Below are 20,082 nucleotides of genomic sequence, written 5' to 3'. Positions count from 1 at the left end.
CCCCCCCCCCCCCCCACCAGGCAGGTCCGGCGCCGGGTGGGGGTGGGCGCCAGCCTGCTGCGGTCCCGCCGTCGGTCCCGCCGGCGAACCCGGATCACGAACGGTACGCCGCACGCCATGTGTTCGGAATTCTCCGAACTACGGCTCGACGAGCTGGTAAGCGTCGAGGTCTGGGTCACCGGTGGCTGCCACCGGACGGTCCGAACCTCATCGGCAGCGAAGCCGGTGCAACATTCGGCAGGATGCGACCGCCTCAGATGGGCCACCGGTGCTGTGCGGATCGGATTACCCCGCGCCCGTGGGCCGCGTTTGTTCACCAGGTGACGGGGAGTTCGACGATGCGGAGGTGAGTTCCATGCGGGCGAGGTGCTCCGAGGCAGTAGCGCATGCCGTAGCCGAACCCCAGATGCGGGACGCCGCCGCGGCCGGGGCGAAGGTGTCGGGGGCGGGGAAGGCGGCGGGGTCTTGGTTGGCGGCGAAGACGTCGAGCATGACCAGCAGGACCAGGTCGCCCGCGTGGACGGTGGTGTCGCCGATGACGAGGTCGGTCTTGGCCCATCGGGGCAGGCCCCCCGTTGCCGTGGGAGGGTGCGCGCATGACCTCTTCGACGATCGAGCAGCCGGCGGTGGCTGCGCAGGCGGTCGCCTGCCCGGACGTCGAGATCACCGGCGTCCGCGCACGCTGACACCCCTCCTGACACGAGTTCGCGCGGCCCGCCGACGCTGTGTCGGCGGGCCGCTCATGCGGCTGGGCGAGTGCGTGGTGCGGCAACCCGGCGAACTTGTCCTGTCACGGCACTACGTGGCAGGGAGGGCGTCGTGTTCGCGGGCACGGGCGGCAGCGCGGGTCTCCGCGTCGAGGCGGGCTCGGCGGGGCGTCCACGGGCCACGGATGAGGAAGGCGGTGGGAAGGAAGATCGCCTGTCCTGCGACGCAGATCCACCACCAGGTCCGCCATTGGTCGGAGGCGTCCTTCGAGGCCTCGGCGACGTCGGTTCCGTGGCGCTTAATGATGTCCAGGGCTGGTTTGGCTTGGGTGACGAGGGCGAGGCTGGCGGGCCCGACCTCGGTGAAGGCGCGCACGCCGAGGTCGGGTGGTAGGGCGTCCGAGGGGTAGCGGTCGAGTTCGGCGAACAGGGCTGGGTGGGCCGCGATCACAGCGAGGGCGGGGGCGGCTTGCTGCTGGGCCTCGGCGACGTCCTCGCCGTGGTCGACCAGGGTGGTGACGGAGCTGGCGACCATCGGGAGGGCGATGGCGGTCGCTGCCACGATGAGGCGGGTCACGCTGCCGCTGACGGCCAGTCCGGCTGCGGTGGCCGACGGACTGTGCCGCTCCACGTTCTCGGTGAATCCCGCCATCCAGGGGGCGTACGCCATGCCGCCGAACACGCCCATGCAGCAGCCGAGCAGCGCGAAGGTGTCGAAGTCGGTCGAGGCCTGGGTGGACACGGACGCGAACACGATCATCAGGGCGAGAGAGCCGATCAGGCCCGTCACGATGAAGGGCTTGCGGACGCGCAGCCGGTCGGAGAGCAGTCCGAAGAGGATCAGGGAGACGGCCTGGGCGGCCCAGAACCAGTTGCCCAGCGAGTTTGCGCGCTGCTCGCTGTAGCCGTGGACGGTGCTGAAGAAGACCACGAAGCTTCCGACCACGGTGAAGTAGAAGAGCAGGTACAGGCCCGCGCCGATGGCGGGGACGACCACGTCGGTGCGCAGCACGCGGCGTCCGCTGGTGTCGAGGGCCTGCTCGCGGTCCAGGCCGGCGGCGCGGGCCTCCAGCAGGGTGCGCTCCTCGAAGTCAACGATGAGCTGGTTGCGCAGCGCGGGGGCGAGTTCGCGGAGGAAGATCGCCACGATGAGGGCGACGACTATGCCGGCCACGCCGGCGTAGCGGATCTCGTTGCGCCAGCCGATGTCGTCGAGGGTGGTGCTGGTGACCCCGGTGACGATGAGGCTCCCCAGCACCGGGCCCATCGTCCACAGCCCCATTGCCGAGGCGCGTCCCACCTGCGGCGACAGGTCGCGGACCAGGGCGGGGGCGGCGACGAGGACGAGTCCTTCGACGAAGCCGATCACGGCGGTGAGGACTAGGAACGCGGTCGAGCTGGGCGCTGCCGGCAGGGCGACGAGCGTGAGGACGCCCGTGGCGAGAAGTCCGTACGCGACCAGGTTCGCGCGTCCCCACCGGTCTGCGAATCCGGCGACCAGTGCGGCACCGGCCCCGGCGATGTTGCCGACGACGGCCACCATCGAGAAGTACCCGAACGACATGCCGTAGTGGTTCATGATCGACGTCGCGACGGCGGTCTGCACGTACAGCTGGTAGTACACGACCACGGTCGCTGCCACAACCAGGGCGAGCTGGGCAAAGCGTGCCGCTCCGACCGGGTAGCGGTGGAGTTCACGCCTCCACAGGCGGGTGAGTCCCGGTGAGGGCTCTGGTCGCGGGGGCGCGTCGGGGGACGCAGAGGCGGGTGACGCGGGCGAGGGTGGGGCGACCATGACAGCTCCTGCACGGGGTCGTCGGTCCCTGGGCTCAGGGGTGGGCGGGCGGGTCCGGAGTCGTGAGCCGGATCGGCTTTGAGTGCGTCGCCGCTGAAGGCAGACATGCCTGGCTGGCGCGGTCCTCAGGTGTGCGGTGACGCAGGCGCCGGTGCGCAGCGCGTGTGGGATGCGTCGGCCGCCGCCTGGGCGTGCGGCCTGTTGACGGCGGATAAGCCTGCGTGATTTGTTACCTGACGTCAGGCTCAGATTCTGGTCAGGTTGCCACTGATGTCAAGAGGAGAAGCGATGCGAGTCGAGGAACCCGTGCAGGAGCCACAGGATGCACCGGCAGGGGGCGCGTCGTGGCCGGAACCCCCTGCGGGCGTCCGGCTGCGGCTCGATCCGGAGGACGAGGGCATGCACGCCCTGGGGCCGGAGGAGCACTTCAACGAGTCCATGTACTTCAACTTCTACGACCCCCGGGCCCGCCTGGGGGGATGGGTCCGGCTGGGCAACCGCGCGAACCAGGGCCATGCCGAACGCTCGGTCTGCCTGTACCTCCCCGACGGCAGCGTCGCGTTCGACTTCGCCCGGCCCGCGATAGCCGACAACGAGCACTTCGACGCGGGCGGGCTCTCGTTCAAGGTGGTGAAGCCTTTCGAGCGTCTCGACGTGCGGTTCGGCGGGGAGCTCCTGCACCTGGCGGACGGCCACGCGATGTCCGACCCGAAGACCGCGTACCGCACCAGTCCGCGGGTGCACGCCGCGCTGGACCTGGCCTACGAGGGGGTCTCTCCGATGCTCGGCGGCGAGGCCGAGTACGAGGACGGCCGCCCGCTCGAGGACATGCACGGCGGCGACTTCGCACGCGGCCACTACGAACAGCACGTCGTCGCCCGCGGATCCGTGCGGGTCGGGGACACCGTCTGGGAGGTCACCGCCCCCGGATTGCGCGACCACTCCTGGGGCCCGCGGCACTGGCAGTCCCCCTGGTGGTACCGGTGGCTCACCGGGAACCTCGGCCCCAACGCGGGCTTCGTCGCCAGCGTCATCGCCGACCGCGCGGGCGGCCGCAAGGTCGGGGGCGTCGTCTTCCGCGACGGCCGCTACGACCAGGTCCGCGGTGTGCGCGTCACCACGGTGTGGGACGGCGCCACCGGCACCCAGACCGCGCTCGATCTGACGTTGACCACCGACACCGACACCTACGAGATCCACGGCGAGGTGCTCGGCATGGTGCCGCTCCGCAACCGCCGCACCGACGAGAACGGCGACCTCCTGACCACCCGCATCGCGGAGGGCCTGACGGTGTGGAGCTGCCCCACGCTGTCGTCCGCGCCGGGCGGCGGCATGAGCGAGTACCTCGACCAGGTCATCGATGGCGTACCCGTCGGGATCGCCGAGGAGAGCTGACATGACCACAGAGACCGATGCCCGGCGGGCCGAGCGCGGGCTGCCCCCGGCCGCCGACGAGTTCCCTCCTGGGACCCGCGTGCCGACGGGAACCGGCGAACTCCTCGCAGCCGTTGACGTTGACGGTGTCTTGACCGTTGTGCTGAACCGTCCACACCGCCGCAATGCGATGACCGCCGACCTGGAGTCCGCCTACCTCGCGCTGCTGCGCAGGGGAGAGGCGGACCCGCGTGTGCGGGCCGTCGTGGTGACCGGTGCTGGTAACGCGTTCTGCGCGGGGGCCGACCTGTCGGCCCTGCACGACCTGTCCGCGGGTGCGGACAACACCGCACCGAACACCGACAGCCTGTCGGCGGAGGGCTCGGAACCCGACGCCACCCGCGACCCCGGCTACCCGCTGAGATTTGCCAAGCCGCTGGTCGCCGCGATCGACGGACCGTGCATCGGGCTCGGGTTCGCCCAGGCGCTGTTCTGCGACATCCGCTTCGCGTCCGAGCGCGCCACGCTGGCGACCGCGTACGCGCGCCGCGGCTTGATCGCCGAGTACGGCACCGCATGGCTTCTCCCGCGCCTGGTCGGCCGCGGCCACGCCCTCGACCTGTTGTTGTCGGGGCGAACGGTGGATGCGGCCGAGGCGCAGGCCATGGGGCTCGTGCAACGGGTCCTGCCACCGGACGAACTCCTGCCGGCAGCTCGCGAGTACGCCCGCGACCTGGCGCGGCTGAGCTCTCCCACGTCGATGGCGGTGGTCAAGGCACAGGTCGACGCGGACGCCTGCTGCGGCCGCGACGCCGCACTGGCCTCCTCGTTCGCCCTGATGCTCGAGTCGTTCAGGCGCCCCGATCTCGGCGAGGGCCTGGCCGCGCTCGCGGAGCGGCGGGCACCGCGGTTCGCCCCCTGGCCGCCCGCACACCCCGGTCAAGCCCCGACGCGCCCCTGACGGGATCAGCCCGCCCGCGAAGGAAGGCGGGCGGGCTGGCGACCCGTGTGTGCCGGAGCCGCGACTAGGGGAGCTTCAGGAGCCGCGCCCACGCCTCGAGCAGCAAACGCGCCGTGGCATCCGCGGATGGCGGTTTCGCGCGGCGGTCGAAGACGTAGGTCAGGTAGCAATAGCGGTCGGCCATCGCGGTCAGCATTCGCGCCGTCCCGGCGATGTCGTCCAGCGGTTCCAGCGCGCCGGACTCGAGGCCCCGGCGCAACTGCTGCTCGACCGTCGTCTCGATCACGTTCGTGAGTCGGCGCCGTGCGTCCGCGAGCGCGGGTTCGAGCTGCGTGACCTCCTCCCAGACACCTGCGAAGGCCGCGTTCTCCGCGTAGTGCCCGACGTAGAAGCGCAGGAGCAGTTCCAGACCGGTCCGCCCGTCCTCGAGGTGCCACACCCCGTCGGCGGTCTCTAGCAACGCGCCGACGTACTCGTCCACCAGCGCGGACATCACATGGCTGCGGTCGCGGAAGTACTGGTAGTAGGTGCCTTGGCTGACGGACGCCCGCTCGCTGATCTGCGCCACCGAGACCTGGCCGTACCCGCGTTCCTCGAAGACCTCGCGCGCGGCCACCATGAGTTTGGCGCGCGTCGCGGCTCCACGCGGGCCCAAGCGCACCTCCTTGCCGTCCTCGCGGCGGGTCGGCTCGGCGGGTGTTCCCGGACTGGCCGCCGCCGGGGAGGGGGCGGCGCCCTTCTTGGGCCTGTGTACGGCTTTCCGAGCGGTAGGCACGACTTCTCCAGATCAGAGGTCAGGATGACGGGGCCCGCGAACCGGTCCGCGGGAGCCGGGCGGCGGAAGGGAACACGCTGGTGCCGGGCGTCGTCGGCGCGGCGCGCGGCCGGGTCGCGAAGGCGGGACGCGACCCGAACCTGACGTCGGCATCATATGGGATGGTGCGGTTGCGCCGCAGGCGGCCCGCGCTCAGTCCGCGTCGGGCGTTCGGAGACCGGCCGACAGATACACGGACTTCGTGACGGTGAACGCGGCCAGGCCCTCCGGGCCGAGTTCGCGTCCGATCCCGCTCGCCTTGACGCCGCCGAACGGCGCCCCGGCGTCGATGCTGTAGTCGTTGACGCCGATCGTGCCGGTCTCAACCTGTCGCGCGACGGCGAGGCCGCGTTCGGGATCGCTGGTCCACACGGTTCCGGCGAGACCGTAGGGCGAGTCGTTGGCCAGGCGCACCGCTTCGTCCGTGTCGCGGTAGGGGATGACCGCCAGGACCGGCCCGAAGACCTCCTCGCGGGCGAGCGGCGCGCCGTTGTCGACGTCCGCGAAAACTGCCGGTGCCACGAACCAGCCGCGGTCGCGCGGCCGGGCACCGCCGCCGGTCACCACCGTGGTGCCTGCGGATATAGCTGCGGCGATGTGCGCCTCGACGCGGGCGCGCTGCCGTCGGCTGACCAAGGGCCCCAGCCCCGTCGCCGGGTCCATCGGGTCGCCGACGACCAGGGACGCGGCCACCGCCCCCACCACCTCGGCCACAGCGTTGTGGTGGCCCCGGGGCACGAGGATGCGGGTGGACAGGTGGCATGTCTGGCCGTTGTTGAGCAGCGACACCGCCGCCAATCGCCCGGCGAAGTCCTCGACGTCCGCGTCGTCGAGAAGGATCGCCGCGGACTTGCCGCCCAATTCGAGCGAGACCGGCCGCAAGAGCCTCCCGCACACTTCGCCGATCCGGCGTCCGGCGGCCGTAGACCCGGTGAAGGCCACCTTGTCGACACCCGGGTGAGTAACGAGGAGTTCGCCGATGTCGGCGCCCCCGGGAACGACACTGAGCACGCCGGGCGGCAGCCCCGCGGCCAGCGCCGCGTCGGCCAGGGCGTACGCGTCCAGGGTCGTCTCCGGCGCCGGCTTGAGGACGACGGTGCAGCCGGCGGCGAGTGCGGGAGCCAGTTTGAACATGGTCAGGGTCTGGGGGAAGTTCCACGGGACGACGGCGGCAACCACGCCGACCGGGTCCCGGGTGACGACGGTGCAGCCGCTTCCGTCCAGGCGCGGGCGCGTCTCCTCCGCGGGGACGACGCTGGCCAGCGCCGCGTAGTAGCGCAGCAGTCCGACCGGGCCTGCGCCCTCCGCGTCGAGGGCCAGAGCGATCGGCATGCCGTTCTGCAAGGTGGTGAGCGCGGCGCGTTCCACCAGGTTCGTCTCCAGAGCGTCGGCGAAGCGGACGAGCGCGGCAGTCCGCTCGACGGGGCTCAACCCTCCCCACGCGGGGCTGTCGAGGGCGTTGCGGGCGGCCGCGACCGCGTCGTCCACGTCGGCGGCGGTCGCGGCCGGGAAGGAGCCGACAACGGACTCGTCGGCCGGGTTGACGACCTCGACGGTCACACGGGGGCCGGGCGGGCGTACGTAGTGGCCGCCGATGAACAGCATGTCGTGGTGGTACATGGAAAGTCCTTGAGAAGAGGGCGCGGCCCCTGGAGCCGGCGGTGGACAGGCCGCCGGACAACGGAGGAGCACGAGGGAGCGGGGCAAAGGACGTACCCGGGGTTCAGAGCAGTAGGACCGGCTTCACGACGGTGCCCTCGAGTGCGGCACGCTCGGCATCGCCGATCCGGGCGAGCGGGAATGTGGTGATGAGCCGGTCGAAGGGGAAACGTCCCTGCCGCCACAGGCCGATCAGCATGGGCACGAACGTTTGCGGGACGGCGTCGCCCTCGATGATCCCGAGCAGGGCGCGGCCCGGCGCGAGCGCGTCGGGCGGCAGGGCCAAGTCGCCGTGCTGGATGCCGACGAGGCCGCATACCCCGGTGGGGCGCAGCGCGTATACGGCCGTGGTGATCACCGTGGGCAGTCCGGTGGTATCGAGGGCGTACTGCATCCCGCCGCCGCTCGCGTCGGCGAGTGCGGCGGGCAGGTCCGGGTCTGCGCCGTCGAAGACGTGCGTCGCGCCGAGCTCACGGGCCAGTTCGCGGCGGGCGGGATTGACGTCCACGGCGGCCACCACGCCCGCCCCGGCCACCCGGGCGGCCATGACGGCGCTGAGCCCGACGCCCCCGGATCCGAACACCGCAATCGACGAACCCGGACGCACCCCGAGCGAGTTCCACACCGCGCCCGCCCCGGTCTGTACGCCGCAGCCCAGGGGGCCCAGCAGTTCCAGGGGCAGGTCCCGGTCTACCTTGACGACGTTCGCCGCCGCGGTGACCGCGTGGCTGGCCAGCGACGACTGGCCGAACCAGCGGGAGGCCACCGGGTCGCCGGCCGCGTCGCGGAGCAGGCCGTGCCCGTCCGCACCGGTCCCGGTCAGGTTCCGCGCGGTGAACTCCGCGCAGTACGCGGGCTGGCCGGACAGGCAGTTCCGGCAGGCCCGGCATGCGTCGTACGACAGCACGACCGGGTCGCCGACGGCCAAGCCCGCGACCCCGGGGCCGACGGCGTCGACGACGCCGGAACCCTCGTGTCCGGTGACGATGGGATGGGGCGTGTGCCCGGGTACGCGGGCGAGCAGGTCGGTATGGCACAGCCCCGCGCCTACGATGCGCACCCTGACGTGGCCCGGGCCGGGGCCGCCAAGCTCCAACTCCTCGATTTCATATGGCGCATCGGGTGCACGCAGGACCGCCGCGGTGATCCTCACAGGTGTGTTCCTCGCTTCTTCTTGCGGTGCGCGGTGCGCGGTAGGGGATGCCCCGTGCGTGATGCGCGGCGCGCGGTCGTGGTTCGGCGGTCAGGCGTGGGCTCGAACCAGTGGCAGGGAGGTGATGTCGCGGAAGGACGGGAGTTCGGGGCGCCGCACCACGGGGCGGTGCGGGTCGGCGGCCCAGCCGTCCATCAGCGGTAGCAGCGCGGTGAGGGCGGATTCCAGTTCCATCCGCGCCAGCCACGCGCCGAGGCAGAAGTGCGGTCCCGAGCCGAACGCGAGGTGCCCGGCCGGCTGGCGGGTGATGTCGAACCTGTCGGGGTCCGGGAAGACGGTCTCGTCGCGGTTTGCGGCGCCGAACGCCAGCATGACGCGGTCGCCTGCTCGCATGTCCTGCCCGTGCAGGCGGTGGTCGGCGGTGAGCGTGCGCGCGAAGCACTGGATCGGCGGCTCGAAGCGGATGATCTCCTCGACCGCCTGCGGGATGCCCTCGGGGCGGTCGCGCAGGGCGCGGCGCTGCTCCGGGTGCGCGAGCAGGAGGTGCACGGCGTGGGCCAGCACCGAGGCGGTGGTGGTGTTCCCGGCGATCATGAGCAGGCTGCAGAAGTTGACGATCTCCTCGTCGGTGAGGGCCTCGTCGGAGTCTGCGGCGGACACCATGCGGCCGATGAGGTCGGTTCCGGGCCGCACCCGGCGGTCCGTGACGGCACTCCAGAAGCAGGTCACCGCTTCCGTCACGGCCGTGCCGATCTCCGCGGCGAGCACCGGGTCTTCGCGGCGTGCCCACGGCCACGCGGTCAGCGCATGGCTCCAGCGGCGGTAGTCGCGCCAGCAGTCGGGGTCGATGCCCAGGTAGTGCGCGATGACCCGGGTGGGCAGCGGGTCCGCGAACGCCGGGACGAAGTCGAAGGCGTCCGCCGGCTCGCCGGACATTCGGACGACGAGGCCGTCGACGACGCCGTCGACCTGGTCGCGGAGCGTCCGCACGTTGCGCGGGGTGAACTGGCGGCTGAGAACGCCGCGCAGACGCCGGTGGTCGGGGTCGTCCATGGCGACCAGCGACCCGGCCCCGCCGCCCGGGCCGAAGGCGACGCCCTGAGCGGAGGAGTACAGCCCGGGATTGCGCAGCGCTTCGCTGATGTCCTCGTGTCGGGTCATGAACCAGACGTTCGGCTGTGCGAGTCGTATCAGCGGCGCCTCAGCCCGCAGACGGGCGTAGAAGGGGTAGGGGTCGTCCCTGAACTGGTCGCTGTAGACGTCGAGCAGGGTCAGGTCCGTGATGTCGGTGGCGAGCACGTCAGGCCTTTCGGTGGGATGCGAGCGGCGCCGGGGGGACGGGTTCCCGCGACGCCCGGTCCTCCGGCAGCAGATAGCCGGGGTTGACGACCTCCAGCCGACGGACGGCACAGGCACGGAGCGCCGGAAGGAGGCCGGGCGCGTCCGGTGCAAGAACGCGGGCGCGGATTGCCGCGGCGGCTTCGCGCATCAACGGCGCGTCGTCGGTAGAGGTATCGATGTCGTCGGCAGTGGCGGCTGTGGCCCGCTCGGCGTCGTCGGCGTCGGGACCTGCCGCGCCGCCGACAAGCGCGTGTATGGCTTCCCGGTCCGGTGCGTGGTGCCTGATCCCCGCGGCCAGTTCGCGTTCGACCATCCGCAGTACGCGCACGGCGACCCGCGCGTGGTAGCGGTCTGCTCCGTCCAGAGCGGTGCCGCCGACTGCTTCGAGCCATTCGGCGACGGCGTCCACGAGCTGGACGGCGGTTGGTGAGTACTGCATCACGGGCCTTCCTGGAGGAGGACGACGAGGTCGTACTCCGCCTCGGCGAGGCGGCGTCCGATGGCTGCCAGTTCGACGCTGCGGACCTGTCCCGACAGATGCAGCCGGCTCTGCGTCACGCAGGTGAGCGCCCACTTGAACGTGCCGAACACCTCCCAGAAGTGCAGTTCCGGCCGACTGACCGGGGTGCCTCCGGCGGCGGTGTAGGCGGCCAGCAGTTCCTCGCGGGTCCCGAAACCACCCGCGGGTTTGGTGTCGGCGCCGAACTGCCACGCCCGGGTGCAGAACCACCCCAGGTCCTCGGCCGGCGCGCCCGCGTGCGCCAACTCCCAGTCGAGAACCGCAGTCAGGCCCTCGGGTGCGACGAGGAGGTTTCCGGTCCGGACATCGCCGTGCACGAGACAGGCCGGTCCGGCGGGCGGGGTGTTGGCGGTCAGCCAGCGCGCGGCCAGTTCCAGGACGGGGGAGCCGACATCGAGTCGAGCGAGCCAGGCGTCCATCTCGGCGACGGCTTCGGCGGCTTCGCGCGCGGGGCCGAGGAAGGGGATGCGCTCGGCGGACACCGTGTGGATTGCGGCGAGCGTCCGGCCGACCTGCTCGACGAGCACCTCGCGGGCGCGGCCGAACTCGGGGTCGCGCAGCAGCTTCCGGGGAATCGTCTCGCCGTCGAGGAATTCCATGACCAGGTAGGCGGGAGCCTCGTCGGGGGCGCTCTGGGCAAGCACCCGCGGCACCGGCACCCCCGCTGCGTGCACAATGCGCAGCAGTTCCGCTTCGTCGTGGCGGCTGCTCAACGGTGCGCCCGGCCGGTCACGGCGGATGATGATCTTCCCCGCCGGGACGTCACCGGCGGTCTCGGCGGCCCAGGTCTCCATCGACGCGCCGCCGGAGAGCCGACGCAGTTTGGACACGGTGACCGGCGTGCTGTGCACCTCGCTCAGGCGCGAGGCGACGTCCGCGGCGAGGTCCGTGCGCGGGGCGGACGTGGCTGCGGTGGTCATCGGCCGGACTCCGTTCCGGCCGCCGCCGACAGGGCGCCCGACGTGGCGGCCCCGGCGGCGGCGAGCCGGTCCGCGAGCAGGCGGCGCAGCACGTCCTTGCGCAACTTCCCGGTGGGTGTGCGCGGTAGCGGTTCGGTGCTGACCTCAACAATCGTGGGGACCTTGAAACCGGCCAGCCTTTCGCGGACGTGCCTCCGCAGGTCGTCGGCGTCCACCCGACCCGGGTCGCCGGATGCGCTGGCCTCCGCGGGCCGCGGCACGACGAACACGGCGACCTCTTCGCCGAGGAGCGGGTGCGGTGCTCCGACGACGGCGGCCTCGGCCACCTGCGGATGCTCGCCGACGACGTCCTCGACCTCGGCACAGTAGACGTTCTCGCCGCCCCGGATGACCACGTCCTTGCTGCGGTCGCTGATGTAGACCCGGCCGTCCGCGTCGATCCAGCCGAGGTCGCCGGTACGCAGCCCGCCGTCCAGGAAGGTCGCGGCGGTGTCCTCAGGGCGCTTCCAGTATCCGCGGACCACGTTGGGGCCGCGGACGACCAGCTCGCCCACCTGCCCGGGCGGCAGAGGTGCCCCGCGGTCGTCGACCGCGGCGATCTCGACGACCGGGCACGGTGTACCGACGCTGTCGGGGCGGGCGGCGTAGCGGGCGCCCATGTTGGCGGTGGCGTTCGCCGAGCTCTCGGTGAGGCCGTAGCCGACCCCGCAGACCGCGCGAGGCATCTGGGCGCGGATGCGTCCCGGGAGCGAGGTCGGCGCGGGCGCGCCGCCGTAGCCGACGTAGGTGACGCTGGTCAGGTCGCGCCCGGCCCCGGCCTCCAAAATTGCCTGGATGGTGGTGGGGACGCCCACGAGACGGGTCAGGCGCTCGCGTTCGACGAGGTCGACGGCGACGTCGGCGTCGAACTTGTTCAGCAGGACGAGTTTCCCGCCCTGCGCCATGCCTGCCACGAGGGTGGCGTGGCACCCGGTCGCGTGGAAAAGCGGGACGGTGACCAGCGTGCTGGGCGGCTCCTGGAACGGGGCGGCCGCGTGGGCGGGGTCGGCAGGGTCGACGGGGTCCGGCGACTCCAGCTCCACGGCCGCCAGCGCGAACTCCAGGGCACCCCAGTAGAGCAGGTTCATCACATTGGTGGTCATGTTGCGGTGGGTGCCGACCGCGCCCTTGGGACGCCCGGTCGTGCCCGAGGTGTAGAGGATCGTGGCGTCGTCGTCGGTGTCGAGGGCAATCGCGGGAAGGGCGAACTCCGCGTGGGGGTCGGCGAGGTCGGCCAGCGCCCGAACGCTTGCGGCGCCGGTGGCCGCGGCCTCGGGGGCGTCGGGTCCGATGTCGAGGGTGACCAGGTGGATGCCCGCCAGCTGCCCGGCGAGCCGGGCAAGCCGGGCCCGGTCGGCGAACAGCCAGGTGGCTCCGCTGTCGTCGAGCGCATACCCCAGCTCTTCGCCGGTCCCCCAGGCGTTGAGCGGCACGACGACCGCGCCGGCGCAGGCCGCGCCCCAGAACGCGATGCTCCAGGACACCCGATTGCTCGCCGCGATGGCCACCCGGTCGCCGCGCTGCACCGCGCCGTCGCTGACGAGCCACCTCGCCAGGCTGGCGGCCGCCCGGCCGTGGCGGGCGTAGGTCCAACGCTCGGTGCCGTGCACGAGGAAAACGTGCTCGCCCCAGGCGTTCCCGGAGACGAGGAGGTCGGCCAGCGTTGCGGGCGCGTTGCGCCAGACCCGTGTCTTTCGGCCGCGGACAGTCGCCTCAACCACCTCGAACGGCTGCCCTGGGGCAGTCAGCTCGGCCGCGATCCGCTCGGCGGCACTCGGTGCACCCGCACGTGCTCCCGGTGCCGCAGGACTGTCGACGGAGCGGATTTCCGACGTTGGTGGGTCGGGCTGTGTGTGTGCCATCGCGAGGCTCCCTGGGCCGTGGGCATCGACGGGGGCTTGACGCCGCCGCCCTGAAGGCTGTTATAACCTGACGTCAGGCTCAGGTTCAAGGGCGGCGCTACCGGCCAGCCGGTTCGACCTACTCGCCCGGCACGGCCCGGACCGCACCGCGGCCCAGGGCGCGGGCGCCGGAGCTGCCCTGCCAGCCGGACCGCCCTGGCCGCATCAGGAGGAACAACGTGCACCCCAACGCCGCACCCACCCCGGCCTCGCCCCAACCAACGCCTGCCGGAGATCGTCCGGCCGTGTCCGTGACGCACACCGACGGCGTCGCGATCATCGCCATCGACCGGCCCGAGGCGCGCAACGCCGTCAACCTGGCCGTCGCCACCGGCATCGCCGCCGCGCTGGACGAACTCGACCGCCGCGACGACCTGGTGGTCGGCGTGCTCACCGGCACCGGCGGCACGTTCTGTGCCGGAATGGACCTGAAGGCGTTCCTCCAGGGCGAGCTGCCGGTTCTGCCGGGCCGCGGGCTGGCGGGCCTGACCGAGGCGCCGCCCGCCAAACCGCTCATCGCCGCCGTCGAGGGCCACGTGCTGGCAGGTGGGTTCGAGATTGCGCTGGCGTGCGATGCCATCGTCGCGGCGGACGATGCGGTGTTCGGGCTGCCGGAGGTCAAGCGCGGGCTGGTCGCGGGCGGCGGGGGGCTGCTGCGGCTGCCCCGCAGGCTTCCGTACCACGTGGCCATGCAACTGGCGCTCACCGGCGAACCCCTGACAGCGGCACGGGCCCACGCGCTCGGCCTGGTCAACGAACTCGCGCCCTCCGGCGGCGCCTTGCGCGCCGCTCGCGCGCTCGCATCCGTCATCGCGGCGAACGGGCCCATGGCCGTGCGCGCAACCAAGCGCATCGTCGCCGACTCCGGCTCCTGGCCCGCCGACGAAGTGTGGTCCCGGCAGGAAGCGATCACCACCCCGGTGTTCGCGTCGCACGACGCCCGCGAAGGTGCGGCTGCCTTCGCCGAGAAACGCGCCCCGCACTGGCAGGGCCGCTGACCTTTTGCGCCATCCCCAACCCGAGCCGCACCTCGCTGCCGGACCGTCCGGCCTGCCGAGATCAGCCCAAGGAGCACCACCCATGCACCTCGACAACGCGTCCGTCCTCGTCACCGGCGGGGCTTCGGGCCTCGGCCGGGCCACCGCCGCCCGTCTGCTTTCTCAGGGCGCGGCCGGCGCCGTCCTTCTGGACCTGCCGACGTCGGCCGGCGCCGACGTCGCCGATGCGCTGGCCCGCGAATCCGGGCGCTCTGTGCGGTTCGTATCCGGGGACGTGCGCAGCGAGCAGGACGCCGCGGCCGCCGTCCAGGCCGCCACCGAACTCGGCACGCTGCGCGTCGCGGTCAACTGCGCCGGCACCGGAAGCGCCATCCGCACCGTCGCCAAGGACGGCACGCCCTACCCGCAGGCAGCCTTCGAATTCCTCGTCGGCATCAACCTGTTCGGCACGTTCAACGTCCTCCGGCTCGCTGCCGCCGCGATGACCCGCAGTGAGCCTGCCGAAGGCGGCAGCCGCGGAGTCATCGTCAACACCGCATCGGTCGCCGCGTACGAAGGGCAGATCGGGCAGGTCGCCTACGCCGCGTCCAAGGGCGCGATCACCGCGCTGACCCTTCCCGCAGCCCGCGACCTCGCCGCAGCGGGCATCCGTGTGGTGACCATCGCCCCCGGCCTTATGGACACCCCGCTCCTGGGCAGCGCGCCGCAGCAGGTCCGCGACGCCCTCGGCGCGCAGGTACCGCACCCCGCGCGCCTCGGCCGCCCCGAGGAATTCGGCGACCTCGTCGCCGCCGTCGTCGGCAACGACTACCTCAACGGCGAGGTCATCCGGCTGGACGGCGCCATCCGCATGAGCCCGAAGTAGGCGGGCTCCTCCCACTCCTCCGGTACCACCGAACCAACGAACGAACAAAGGAGCGACCATGCGTGACGCCGTCATCGTCGACGCCGTGCGGACCCCCCTCGGCAAAGGCAAGCCCGGCGGTGCCCTGTCCGGCCTTTCCGCCGTCGACCTGTCCGCGCAGATCCTCATCGCCCTCGCGGACCGCGTCGGACTCGACCCCGCCGAAGTCGACGACGTGGTCTGGGGCTGTGTCTCCCAGATCGGCGAACAGGCGGGCGGCATCGGCCGCTACGCGGTACTCGCCGCCGGATGGCCCGAGCATGTCCCCGGCCTGGCCGTCGACCGGCAGTGCGGATCGTCCCAGCAGGCCGTGCACCAGGCCGCCGCGGGCGTCATCGCCGGACAGTACGACATCGCCATCGCCGGCGGGGTCGAGTCGATGTCCCGCGTGCCGATGGGCTCGTCCTTCGCTGGTGGTGCCCTCGGCACCCCGTTCAGCCCCCGGATCGAGAACCGCTACCCCGGCACGGTGTTCAACCAGGGAGCCGGTGCCGAAATGATCGCCGACGAGTACGCCCTCACCCGCGCCGAACTCGATGCCCACGCCTTGGAGTCGCACGCACGTGCCGCGGCCGCCGTCGACGCCAAGCGCTTCCACGGACAGATCACCCCGATCACCGTGCCCGGACCGGACGGCACGGACCGCGTGGTCGACGCCGACGAGGGCATCCGGCGCGGCAGCACCCTCGAACAACTCGGCGGACTTCCCACCCCGTTCAAGGCGGACGGCCGCATTTCGGCGGGCAACTCGTCCCAGATCACGGACGGCGCCGCGGCCCTCCTGGTCACTACGAGCGAGATCGCCGCGGCCCACGGGTGGACGCCGATCGCCCGCTTCCACACCGGCACCGTCGTCGGCACCGACCCCGTCACCATGCTCAAGGGCCCGATCCCCGCCACCGCCAAGGTGCTCTCCCGCGCAGGACTGTCACTCGCGGACATCGGGGCTTACGAGGTCAACGAAGCCTTCGCGTCGGTCACCCTCGCGTGGCTCCGCGAGACGAGTGCCGACTCGGCACGGCTCAACCCGAACGGCGGCGCCATGGCCCTCGGCCACCCGCTCGGCGCCTCCGGTGCCCGGCTGATGACCACCCTCGTCCACCACATGCGCGACAACGGCATCCGCTACGGCCTGCAGACCATGTGCGAAGGCGGCGGCATGGCCAACGCCACGGTCCTCCAACTCCTCTGACCCGCCCGCCCCACCCGCAGCCAAGCGCCGCCCCATTTACCAGCGAGGACCCGCATGGCCATCGCCGTCAAACCCGAACACCAACAACTCGCCGCCACCGCAGACGACTTCCTGACCCGACGCAAAGCCCGCACCGCCGCCCGCGCCAGTCTGGACACGGGCGCCGAACACGCCGATCTGTGGGCCGCGATATGCACCCTCGGCTGGCCTGGCCTCCACCTGCCGGAAGCTTACGGCGGCTCGGGCTTCGGACTGCCCGAGCTCGCCGTCGTCCTGGAGCAATGCGCACGTCACCTCGCGCCTGTGCCGCTGCTGCCGACCACGGCCGCCTCCGCCGCCATCGCCGCCGCCGACACCGACACCCTCGCCGCCCGGATGCTGCCTTCCCTCGCGGACGGCACCGCCACGGCTGCACTCGCCCTCGCCGATGGCATCACGCTCACCCGATCCGCCGACGGCTCGGCGCGCGCGGACGGCACACTCACCGTCGTTCCGCACGGCGCCGCGGCCGGTGTCCTTGTACTGGCCGCGGGCGACGACTTGATTGTCGTCGACGCCGACCGCGACGGACTGGCCGTCACCGCCCGCCCCAGCCTCGACCCGACCCGGCCGCACGCCGAGGCGGTCCTGTGTGACGTCCGCATTGCGGCCGACGAGATCCTGCCCGGAGCCCGGGCCCGCGCCACCGACCTGTGGCGCGTGCTTGCCGCCGCAGAGGCCGCGGGGGGCGCCCGTGCGTGCGCGGACGCCGCCACGGCCTACGCCAAGGAGCGCGTGCAGTTCGGACGCCCCATCGGGACCTTTCAGGCAGTGAAGCACCACTGCGCGAACATGCTGGTCGCCGCCGAACTCGCCGCCGCCGCGGTATGGGACGCCGCCCGCGCCACCGACGACACCCCCGAAGCATTCGCGCTCGCCGCCGCGTCTGCCGCCGCCACCGCGATCCTCGCCTTCACCGAGAACGCGAGCCTCAACATCCAGGTCCACGGCGGTATCGGCTTCACCTGGGAACACGAAGCCCACCTCTATCAGCGGCGCGCCGTGACCTTGGCCGCCGTCACCTCACCCGATGCCGCGCTCGTCGACATCCACCGGTTGCGCGCCGCAGGCGTCACCCGCGCGTACTCCCTCGACTTGCCTCCCGAGGCCGAAGAGGCCCGGGTCGGCATCCGCGCCGACATCGAGGCCATCGCCGCCGTCCCCGAGGAGAGCCGCCACCGGGTACTCGCCGACAGCGGCTATCTCGTGCCGCACTGGCCCAAGCCCTTCGGCCGCGCTGCCGGCGCCGCCGAACAACTGGTCATCGACGAAGAGTTCGAACAGGCCGGAATCACCCGGCCCGCCCTTGGCATCACCCAGTGGGTCCTGCTCACCATGGTCCAGCACGGCACCCCGGACCAGGTCGACCGCCTCGTGCGCCCCGCCCTGCGCGGCGAACACCACTGGTGCCAGCTCTTCAGCGAGCCCGACGCCGGCTCCGACGCCGCCAGCATCCGCACCCGCGCCCGCCGCACCGACGGCGGCTGGCTGGTTACCGGCCAAAAGGTCTGGACGAGCGGCGCCCACACCGCCGCATACGGCCTCGCCACCGTGCGCACCGACCCCGACGCGCCCAAGCATCGCGGCGTCACCACCATGGCCGTCGACATGCGCGCGCCGGGAGTCGAGGTGCGGCCACTGCGCATGGTCACCGGGCACAGCGAATTCAACGAAGTCTTCCTCAACGACGTGTTCGTGCCCGACACCGACGTCATCGGGGACGTCGACCAGGGCTGGACCGTCGCCCGCGCCACCATGGGCAACGAACGCGTCAGCATCGGCGGCGGCCACGGCGGCGGGACCGTGCCCGTCGACGTGCTCGACCTCACCAAGCGGTACGGCGACCGGCTGCCCGGGGCCGCTGCCCGCTGCGGCGCCGTCCTCGCCGAAGAGCATGTGCTGGGACTCCTCAACGTCCGCAGCGCCGAGCGAGCCCTCTCCGGTGCCGAACCCGGCCCCGAAGGCAACATCAGCAAGCTGGTCCTGGCCGAACACCTCCTGCACCAATCGGCGTTCGCCGCCGCGCTGCTCGGACCGGACGCGGCGTGCACCGACGGGCCCGCGGCCGTAGTCGCCCTCGCCGTGCTCAGCGCCCGCGGGATGACCATCGCCGGCGGCACATCCGAGATCACCCGCAACCAGATCGCCGAACGCATCCTCGGCCTGCCCCGCGACCCGTTGCTCGCCTGAGCACGCGATTCCCCTACACAATCGAGACGAACAGGAGCACTGCCACATGAGCGGCATCCTCGACGGCCGGGTGGCCGTCGTCACCGGGGCAGGCCGCGGCATCGGCCGCGCCCACGCCCTCGAACTCGCCCGTCACGGCGCCTCGGTCGTCGTCAACGACCTCGGCGGCGCCACCGACGGCACCGGCAGCGGCGTGCAGGCCGCCCAGCAGGTCGCCGACGAGATCACCGCAGCGGGCGGCACCGCCGTCGCCAACACCGACGACGTCGCCGATTGGGACGGCGCCGCCGAACTCGTGGCACAAGCCATCGCCGTCTTCGGCCGCCTGGACGTCCTCGTCAACAACGCCGGCATCCTGCGCGACACCAGCCTCGTCTCCATGACCCCCGAGGCATGGGACGCCGTCGTCCGCGTCCACCTGCGCGGAACCGCCGGACCGACACACCACGCCGCCCGGCACTGGCGCGCACTGGCCAAAGCGACGGGCGCCCCCGTCGACGCCAGGATCGTCAACACCAGTTCCGCGTCCGGCCTATACGGAAACTTCGGGCAGGCGAACTACGGCGCGGCCAAGGCGGGAATCGCGGCCCTGACCGTCATCTCCGCAATCGAACTCGGGCCCTACGGCGTCACCGTCAACGCCGTGGCCCCGGTCGCCCGCACCCGCATGACCGAGGACCTCATCGCCGACACCCCAGGCGTCGACCTGCGGCCCGAACACATCTCGCCGCTCGTCGCCTGGCTCGCCGGCCCCGGCGGCGCCACCGTCAGCGGCCGGGTCTTCGGCGCGGGCGGCGGCCTCGTCGGCGTCGTCGAACCCTGGCGAATGGGCCCACACGTCCAGCGCGCCGGGATCTGGTCCCTGGATGAACTGGGCGAGATCCTGCCGGACCTGCTGCAGAAGGCGGCACCCAACATGGACATGTCCGGCCTCGCGCCGCGCGGAGGCACCGCATGAGCGTCGACCTCGGACTCCTCGACACTGCCTGGGAAACCCCCGAGCGGCCATGGACCGCCGACGACGCCATCGTCTACGCCCTCGGCGTCGGCGCGGGCGCCGCCGACCCCGGAACCGAACTCGCGTTCACCACCGAGAACTCGCACGGCCGCCCGCAGCGGGTCCTACCCACCTTCGCCATCGCCTTGGCCGCCGGCCCCGGCCCCGCGCTGGGCGACTTCGACCACGGCACCATCCTGCACGCCGAGCAGTCCGTCACCCTGCACCGCTCCCTCCCGGTATCCGGCACGGCCCGGACCCGATCGCGTGTCACCGCCTTCCTCGACAAGGGCAACGACGCGCTGGCGGTCATCGAATCCGCACTCGTCGACGCCACAGACGGACTGGAACTCGCGCACAGCCGCAGCACCCTGTTCCTGCCCGGACAAGGCGGATTCGGCGGCGAACGCGGAACCGCCGAGCCCTGGGCACGACCCGACCGCACGCCCGACCACACCGCGACCGACGCCACCCGCCCCGATCAGGCCCTGATCTACCGGCTAAGAAGCCGTTGTCGTACCGAACTTGGCGTCGGGTTATAGGACTTGGCTTCTCGTTGGGGTGATTCGGTCGCTGTG

At 72.1% G+C, this 20,082-nt stretch carries 16 protein-coding genes; 8 read left to right on the top strand and 8 right to left on the bottom strand.

All coding sequences use genetic code 11. The features are described from left to right. Nucleotides 1–798: 798 nt before the first annotated feature. Complete coding sequence (locus ACRX5S_RS40205; protein ID WP_436778254.1) at nucleotides 799–2,349, bottom strand: MFS transporter; 1,551 nt, start codon at nucleotides 2,347–2,349, stop codon at nucleotides 799–801. A 441-nt stretch (nucleotides 2,350–2,790) separates the two neighbouring features. Between ACRX5S_RS40205 and ACRX5S_RS40200 the strand changes: the two genes are divergently transcribed. After that, nucleotides 2,791–3,897, top strand: coding sequence for a DUF7064 domain-containing protein (locus ACRX5S_RS40200; RefSeq protein ID WP_436778253.1), 1,107 nt, complete (start codon nucleotides 2,791–2,793; stop codon nucleotides 3,895–3,897). A gap of 1 nt (nucleotide 3,898) precedes the next feature. Beyond that, nucleotides 3,899–4,837 (top strand): enoyl-CoA hydratase-related protein, encoded by a 939-nt coding sequence (locus ACRX5S_RS40195; RefSeq protein ID WP_436778252.1) that lies wholly within the window; start codon nucleotides 3,899–3,901, stop codon nucleotides 4,835–4,837. 64 nt (nucleotides 4,838–4,901) lie between these two features. On the opposite strand, the gene ACRX5S_RS40190 is transcribed toward ACRX5S_RS40195, so the two are convergent. From ACRX5S_RS40190 to ACRX5S_RS40160, 7 genes are all read right to left on the bottom strand, one after another. Further along, entirely contained in the window at nucleotides 4,902–5,492 is a 591-nt protein-coding gene (locus tag ACRX5S_RS40190; protein WP_436778251.1) for a TetR/AcrR family transcriptional regulator, read from the bottom strand. Nucleotides 5,493–5,804: 312 nt separating this feature from the next. Next, the gene (locus tag ACRX5S_RS40185; protein WP_436778250.1) at nucleotides 5,805–7,271 is read right to left on the bottom strand and encodes an aldehyde dehydrogenase; all 1,467 of its coding nucleotides are present in this window, start codon (nucleotides 7,269–7,271) and stop codon (nucleotides 5,805–5,807) included. Between the two features lie 103 nt (nucleotides 7,272–7,374). Continuing rightward, nucleotides 7,375–8,463, bottom strand: a complete 1,089-nt coding sequence (locus ACRX5S_RS40180; RefSeq protein ID WP_436778249.1) for an NAD(P)-dependent alcohol dehydrogenase — start codon at nucleotides 8,461–8,463, stop codon at nucleotides 7,375–7,377. Between the two features lie 90 nt (nucleotides 8,464–8,553). Next, nucleotides 8,554–9,762, bottom strand: coding sequence for a cytochrome P450 (locus tag ACRX5S_RS40175; RefSeq protein WP_436778248.1), 1,209 nt, complete (start codon nucleotides 9,760–9,762; stop codon nucleotides 8,554–8,556). A 1-nt stretch (nucleotide 9,763) separates the two neighbouring features. Continuing rightward, nucleotides 9,764–10,243, bottom strand: coding sequence for a DUF6285 domain-containing protein (locus ACRX5S_RS40170; protein ID WP_436778247.1), 480 nt, complete (start codon nucleotides 10,241–10,243; stop codon nucleotides 9,764–9,766). After that, a complete protein-coding gene (locus ACRX5S_RS40165; RefSeq protein ID WP_436778246.1) occupies nucleotides 10,243–11,244 on the bottom strand; it encodes a phosphotransferase family protein in 1,002 nt (333 codons plus the stop codon). The genes ACRX5S_RS40170 and ACRX5S_RS40165 overlap by 1 nt, the downstream gene beginning before the upstream one ends. Next, nucleotides 11,241–13,145, bottom strand: coding sequence for a class I adenylate-forming enzyme family protein (locus ACRX5S_RS40160; protein WP_436778245.1), 1,905 nt, complete (start codon nucleotides 13,143–13,145; stop codon nucleotides 11,241–11,243). Before ACRX5S_RS40160 ends, ACRX5S_RS40165 begins: the two co-directional genes overlap by 4 nt. Before the next feature lie 284 nt (nucleotides 13,146–13,429). Here ACRX5S_RS40160 and ACRX5S_RS40155 point away from each other — a divergent pair, with 284 nt between their 5' ends. The 6 genes from ACRX5S_RS40155 to ACRX5S_RS40130 all read left to right on the top strand — a co-directional run bounded on the left by ACRX5S_RS40155 (nucleotide 13,430) and on the right by ACRX5S_RS40130 (nucleotide 20,046). Next, nucleotides 13,430–14,182 (top strand): crotonase/enoyl-CoA hydratase family protein, encoded by a 753-nt coding sequence (locus ACRX5S_RS40155; RefSeq protein WP_436778244.1) that lies wholly within the window; start codon nucleotides 13,430–13,432, stop codon nucleotides 14,180–14,182. An 82-nt stretch (nucleotides 14,183–14,264) separates the two neighbouring features. Then, a complete protein-coding gene (locus tag ACRX5S_RS40150) occupies nucleotides 14,265–15,047 on the top strand; it encodes an SDR family NAD(P)-dependent oxidoreductase (protein ID WP_436778243.1) in 783 nt (260 codons plus the stop codon). Between the two features lie 58 nt (nucleotides 15,048–15,105). After that, nucleotides 15,106–16,278, top strand: a complete 1,173-nt coding sequence (locus ACRX5S_RS40145) for a thiolase family protein (protein ID WP_436778242.1) — start codon at nucleotides 15,106–15,108, stop codon at nucleotides 16,276–16,278. 54 nt (nucleotides 16,279–16,332) lie between these two features. Further along, nucleotides 16,333–18,507 carry an acyl-CoA dehydrogenase family protein gene (locus ACRX5S_RS40140; RefSeq protein WP_436778241.1) on the top strand — a complete coding sequence of 725 codons (2,175 nt, stop codon included), beginning with the start codon at nucleotides 16,333–16,335 and terminating at the stop codon, nucleotides 18,505–18,507. A gap of 46 nt (nucleotides 18,508–18,553) precedes the next feature. Then, nucleotides 18,554–19,465 (top strand): SDR family oxidoreductase, encoded by a 912-nt coding sequence (locus tag ACRX5S_RS40135; protein ID WP_436778240.1) that lies wholly within the window; start codon nucleotides 18,554–18,556, stop codon nucleotides 19,463–19,465. Further along, the gene (locus ACRX5S_RS40130) at nucleotides 19,462–20,046 is read left to right on the top strand and encodes a hypothetical protein (RefSeq protein WP_436778239.1); all 585 of its coding nucleotides are present in this window, start codon (nucleotides 19,462–19,464) and stop codon (nucleotides 20,044–20,046) included. The genes ACRX5S_RS40135 and ACRX5S_RS40130 overlap by 4 nt, the downstream gene beginning before the upstream one ends. The last annotated feature ends 36 nt before the right edge of the window (nucleotides 20,047–20,082 follow it).

This window comes from Yinghuangia sp. YIM S09857 (genome assembly GCF_051388915.1).
Lineage (GTDB): Bacteria > Actinomycetota > Actinomycetes > Streptomycetales > Streptomycetaceae > Yinghuangia.
This window is presented reverse-complemented; position numbering and strand designations above follow the sequence as displayed.

Excerpts from the sequence above, each read along its gene's own strand:
- ACRX5S_RS40160 (WP_436778245.1), bottom strand. The coding sequence starts at position 13,145 with ATGGCACACACACAGCCCGACCCACCAACGTCGGAAATCCGCTCCGTC.
- ACRX5S_RS40150 (WP_436778243.1), top strand. The coding sequence starts at position 14,265 with ATGCACCTCGACAACGCGTCCGTCCTCGTCACCGGCGGGGCTTCGGGC.
- ACRX5S_RS40185 (WP_436778250.1), bottom strand. The coding sequence starts at position 7,271 with ATGTACCACCACGACATGCTGTTCATCGGCGGCCACTACGTACGCCCG.
- ACRX5S_RS40200 (WP_436778253.1), top strand. The coding sequence starts at position 2,791 with ATGCGAGTCGAGGAACCCGTGCAGGAGCCACAGGATGCACCGGCAGGG.
- ACRX5S_RS40140 (WP_436778241.1), top strand. The coding sequence starts at position 16,333 with ATGGCCATCGCCGTCAAACCCGAACACCAACAACTCGCCGCCACCGCA.
- ACRX5S_RS40195 (WP_436778252.1), top strand. The coding sequence starts at position 3,899 with ATGACCACAGAGACCGATGCCCGGCGGGCCGAGCGCGGGCTGCCCCCG.
- ACRX5S_RS40130 (WP_436778239.1), top strand. The coding sequence starts at position 19,462 with ATGAGCGTCGACCTCGGACTCCTCGACACTGCCTGGGAAACCCCCGAG.
- ACRX5S_RS40135 (WP_436778240.1), top strand. The coding sequence starts at position 18,554 with ATGAGCGGCATCCTCGACGGCCGGGTGGCCGTCGTCACCGGGGCAGGC.
- ACRX5S_RS40145 (WP_436778242.1), top strand. The coding sequence starts at position 15,106 with ATGCGTGACGCCGTCATCGTCGACGCCGTGCGGACCCCCCTCGGCAAA.
- ACRX5S_RS40170 (WP_436778247.1), bottom strand. The coding sequence starts at position 10,243 with ATGCAGTACTCACCAACCGCCGTCCAGCTCGTGGACGCCGTCGCCGAA.
- ACRX5S_RS40165 (WP_436778246.1), bottom strand. The coding sequence starts at position 11,244 with ATGACCACCGCAGCCACGTCCGCCCCGCGCACGGACCTCGCCGCGGAC.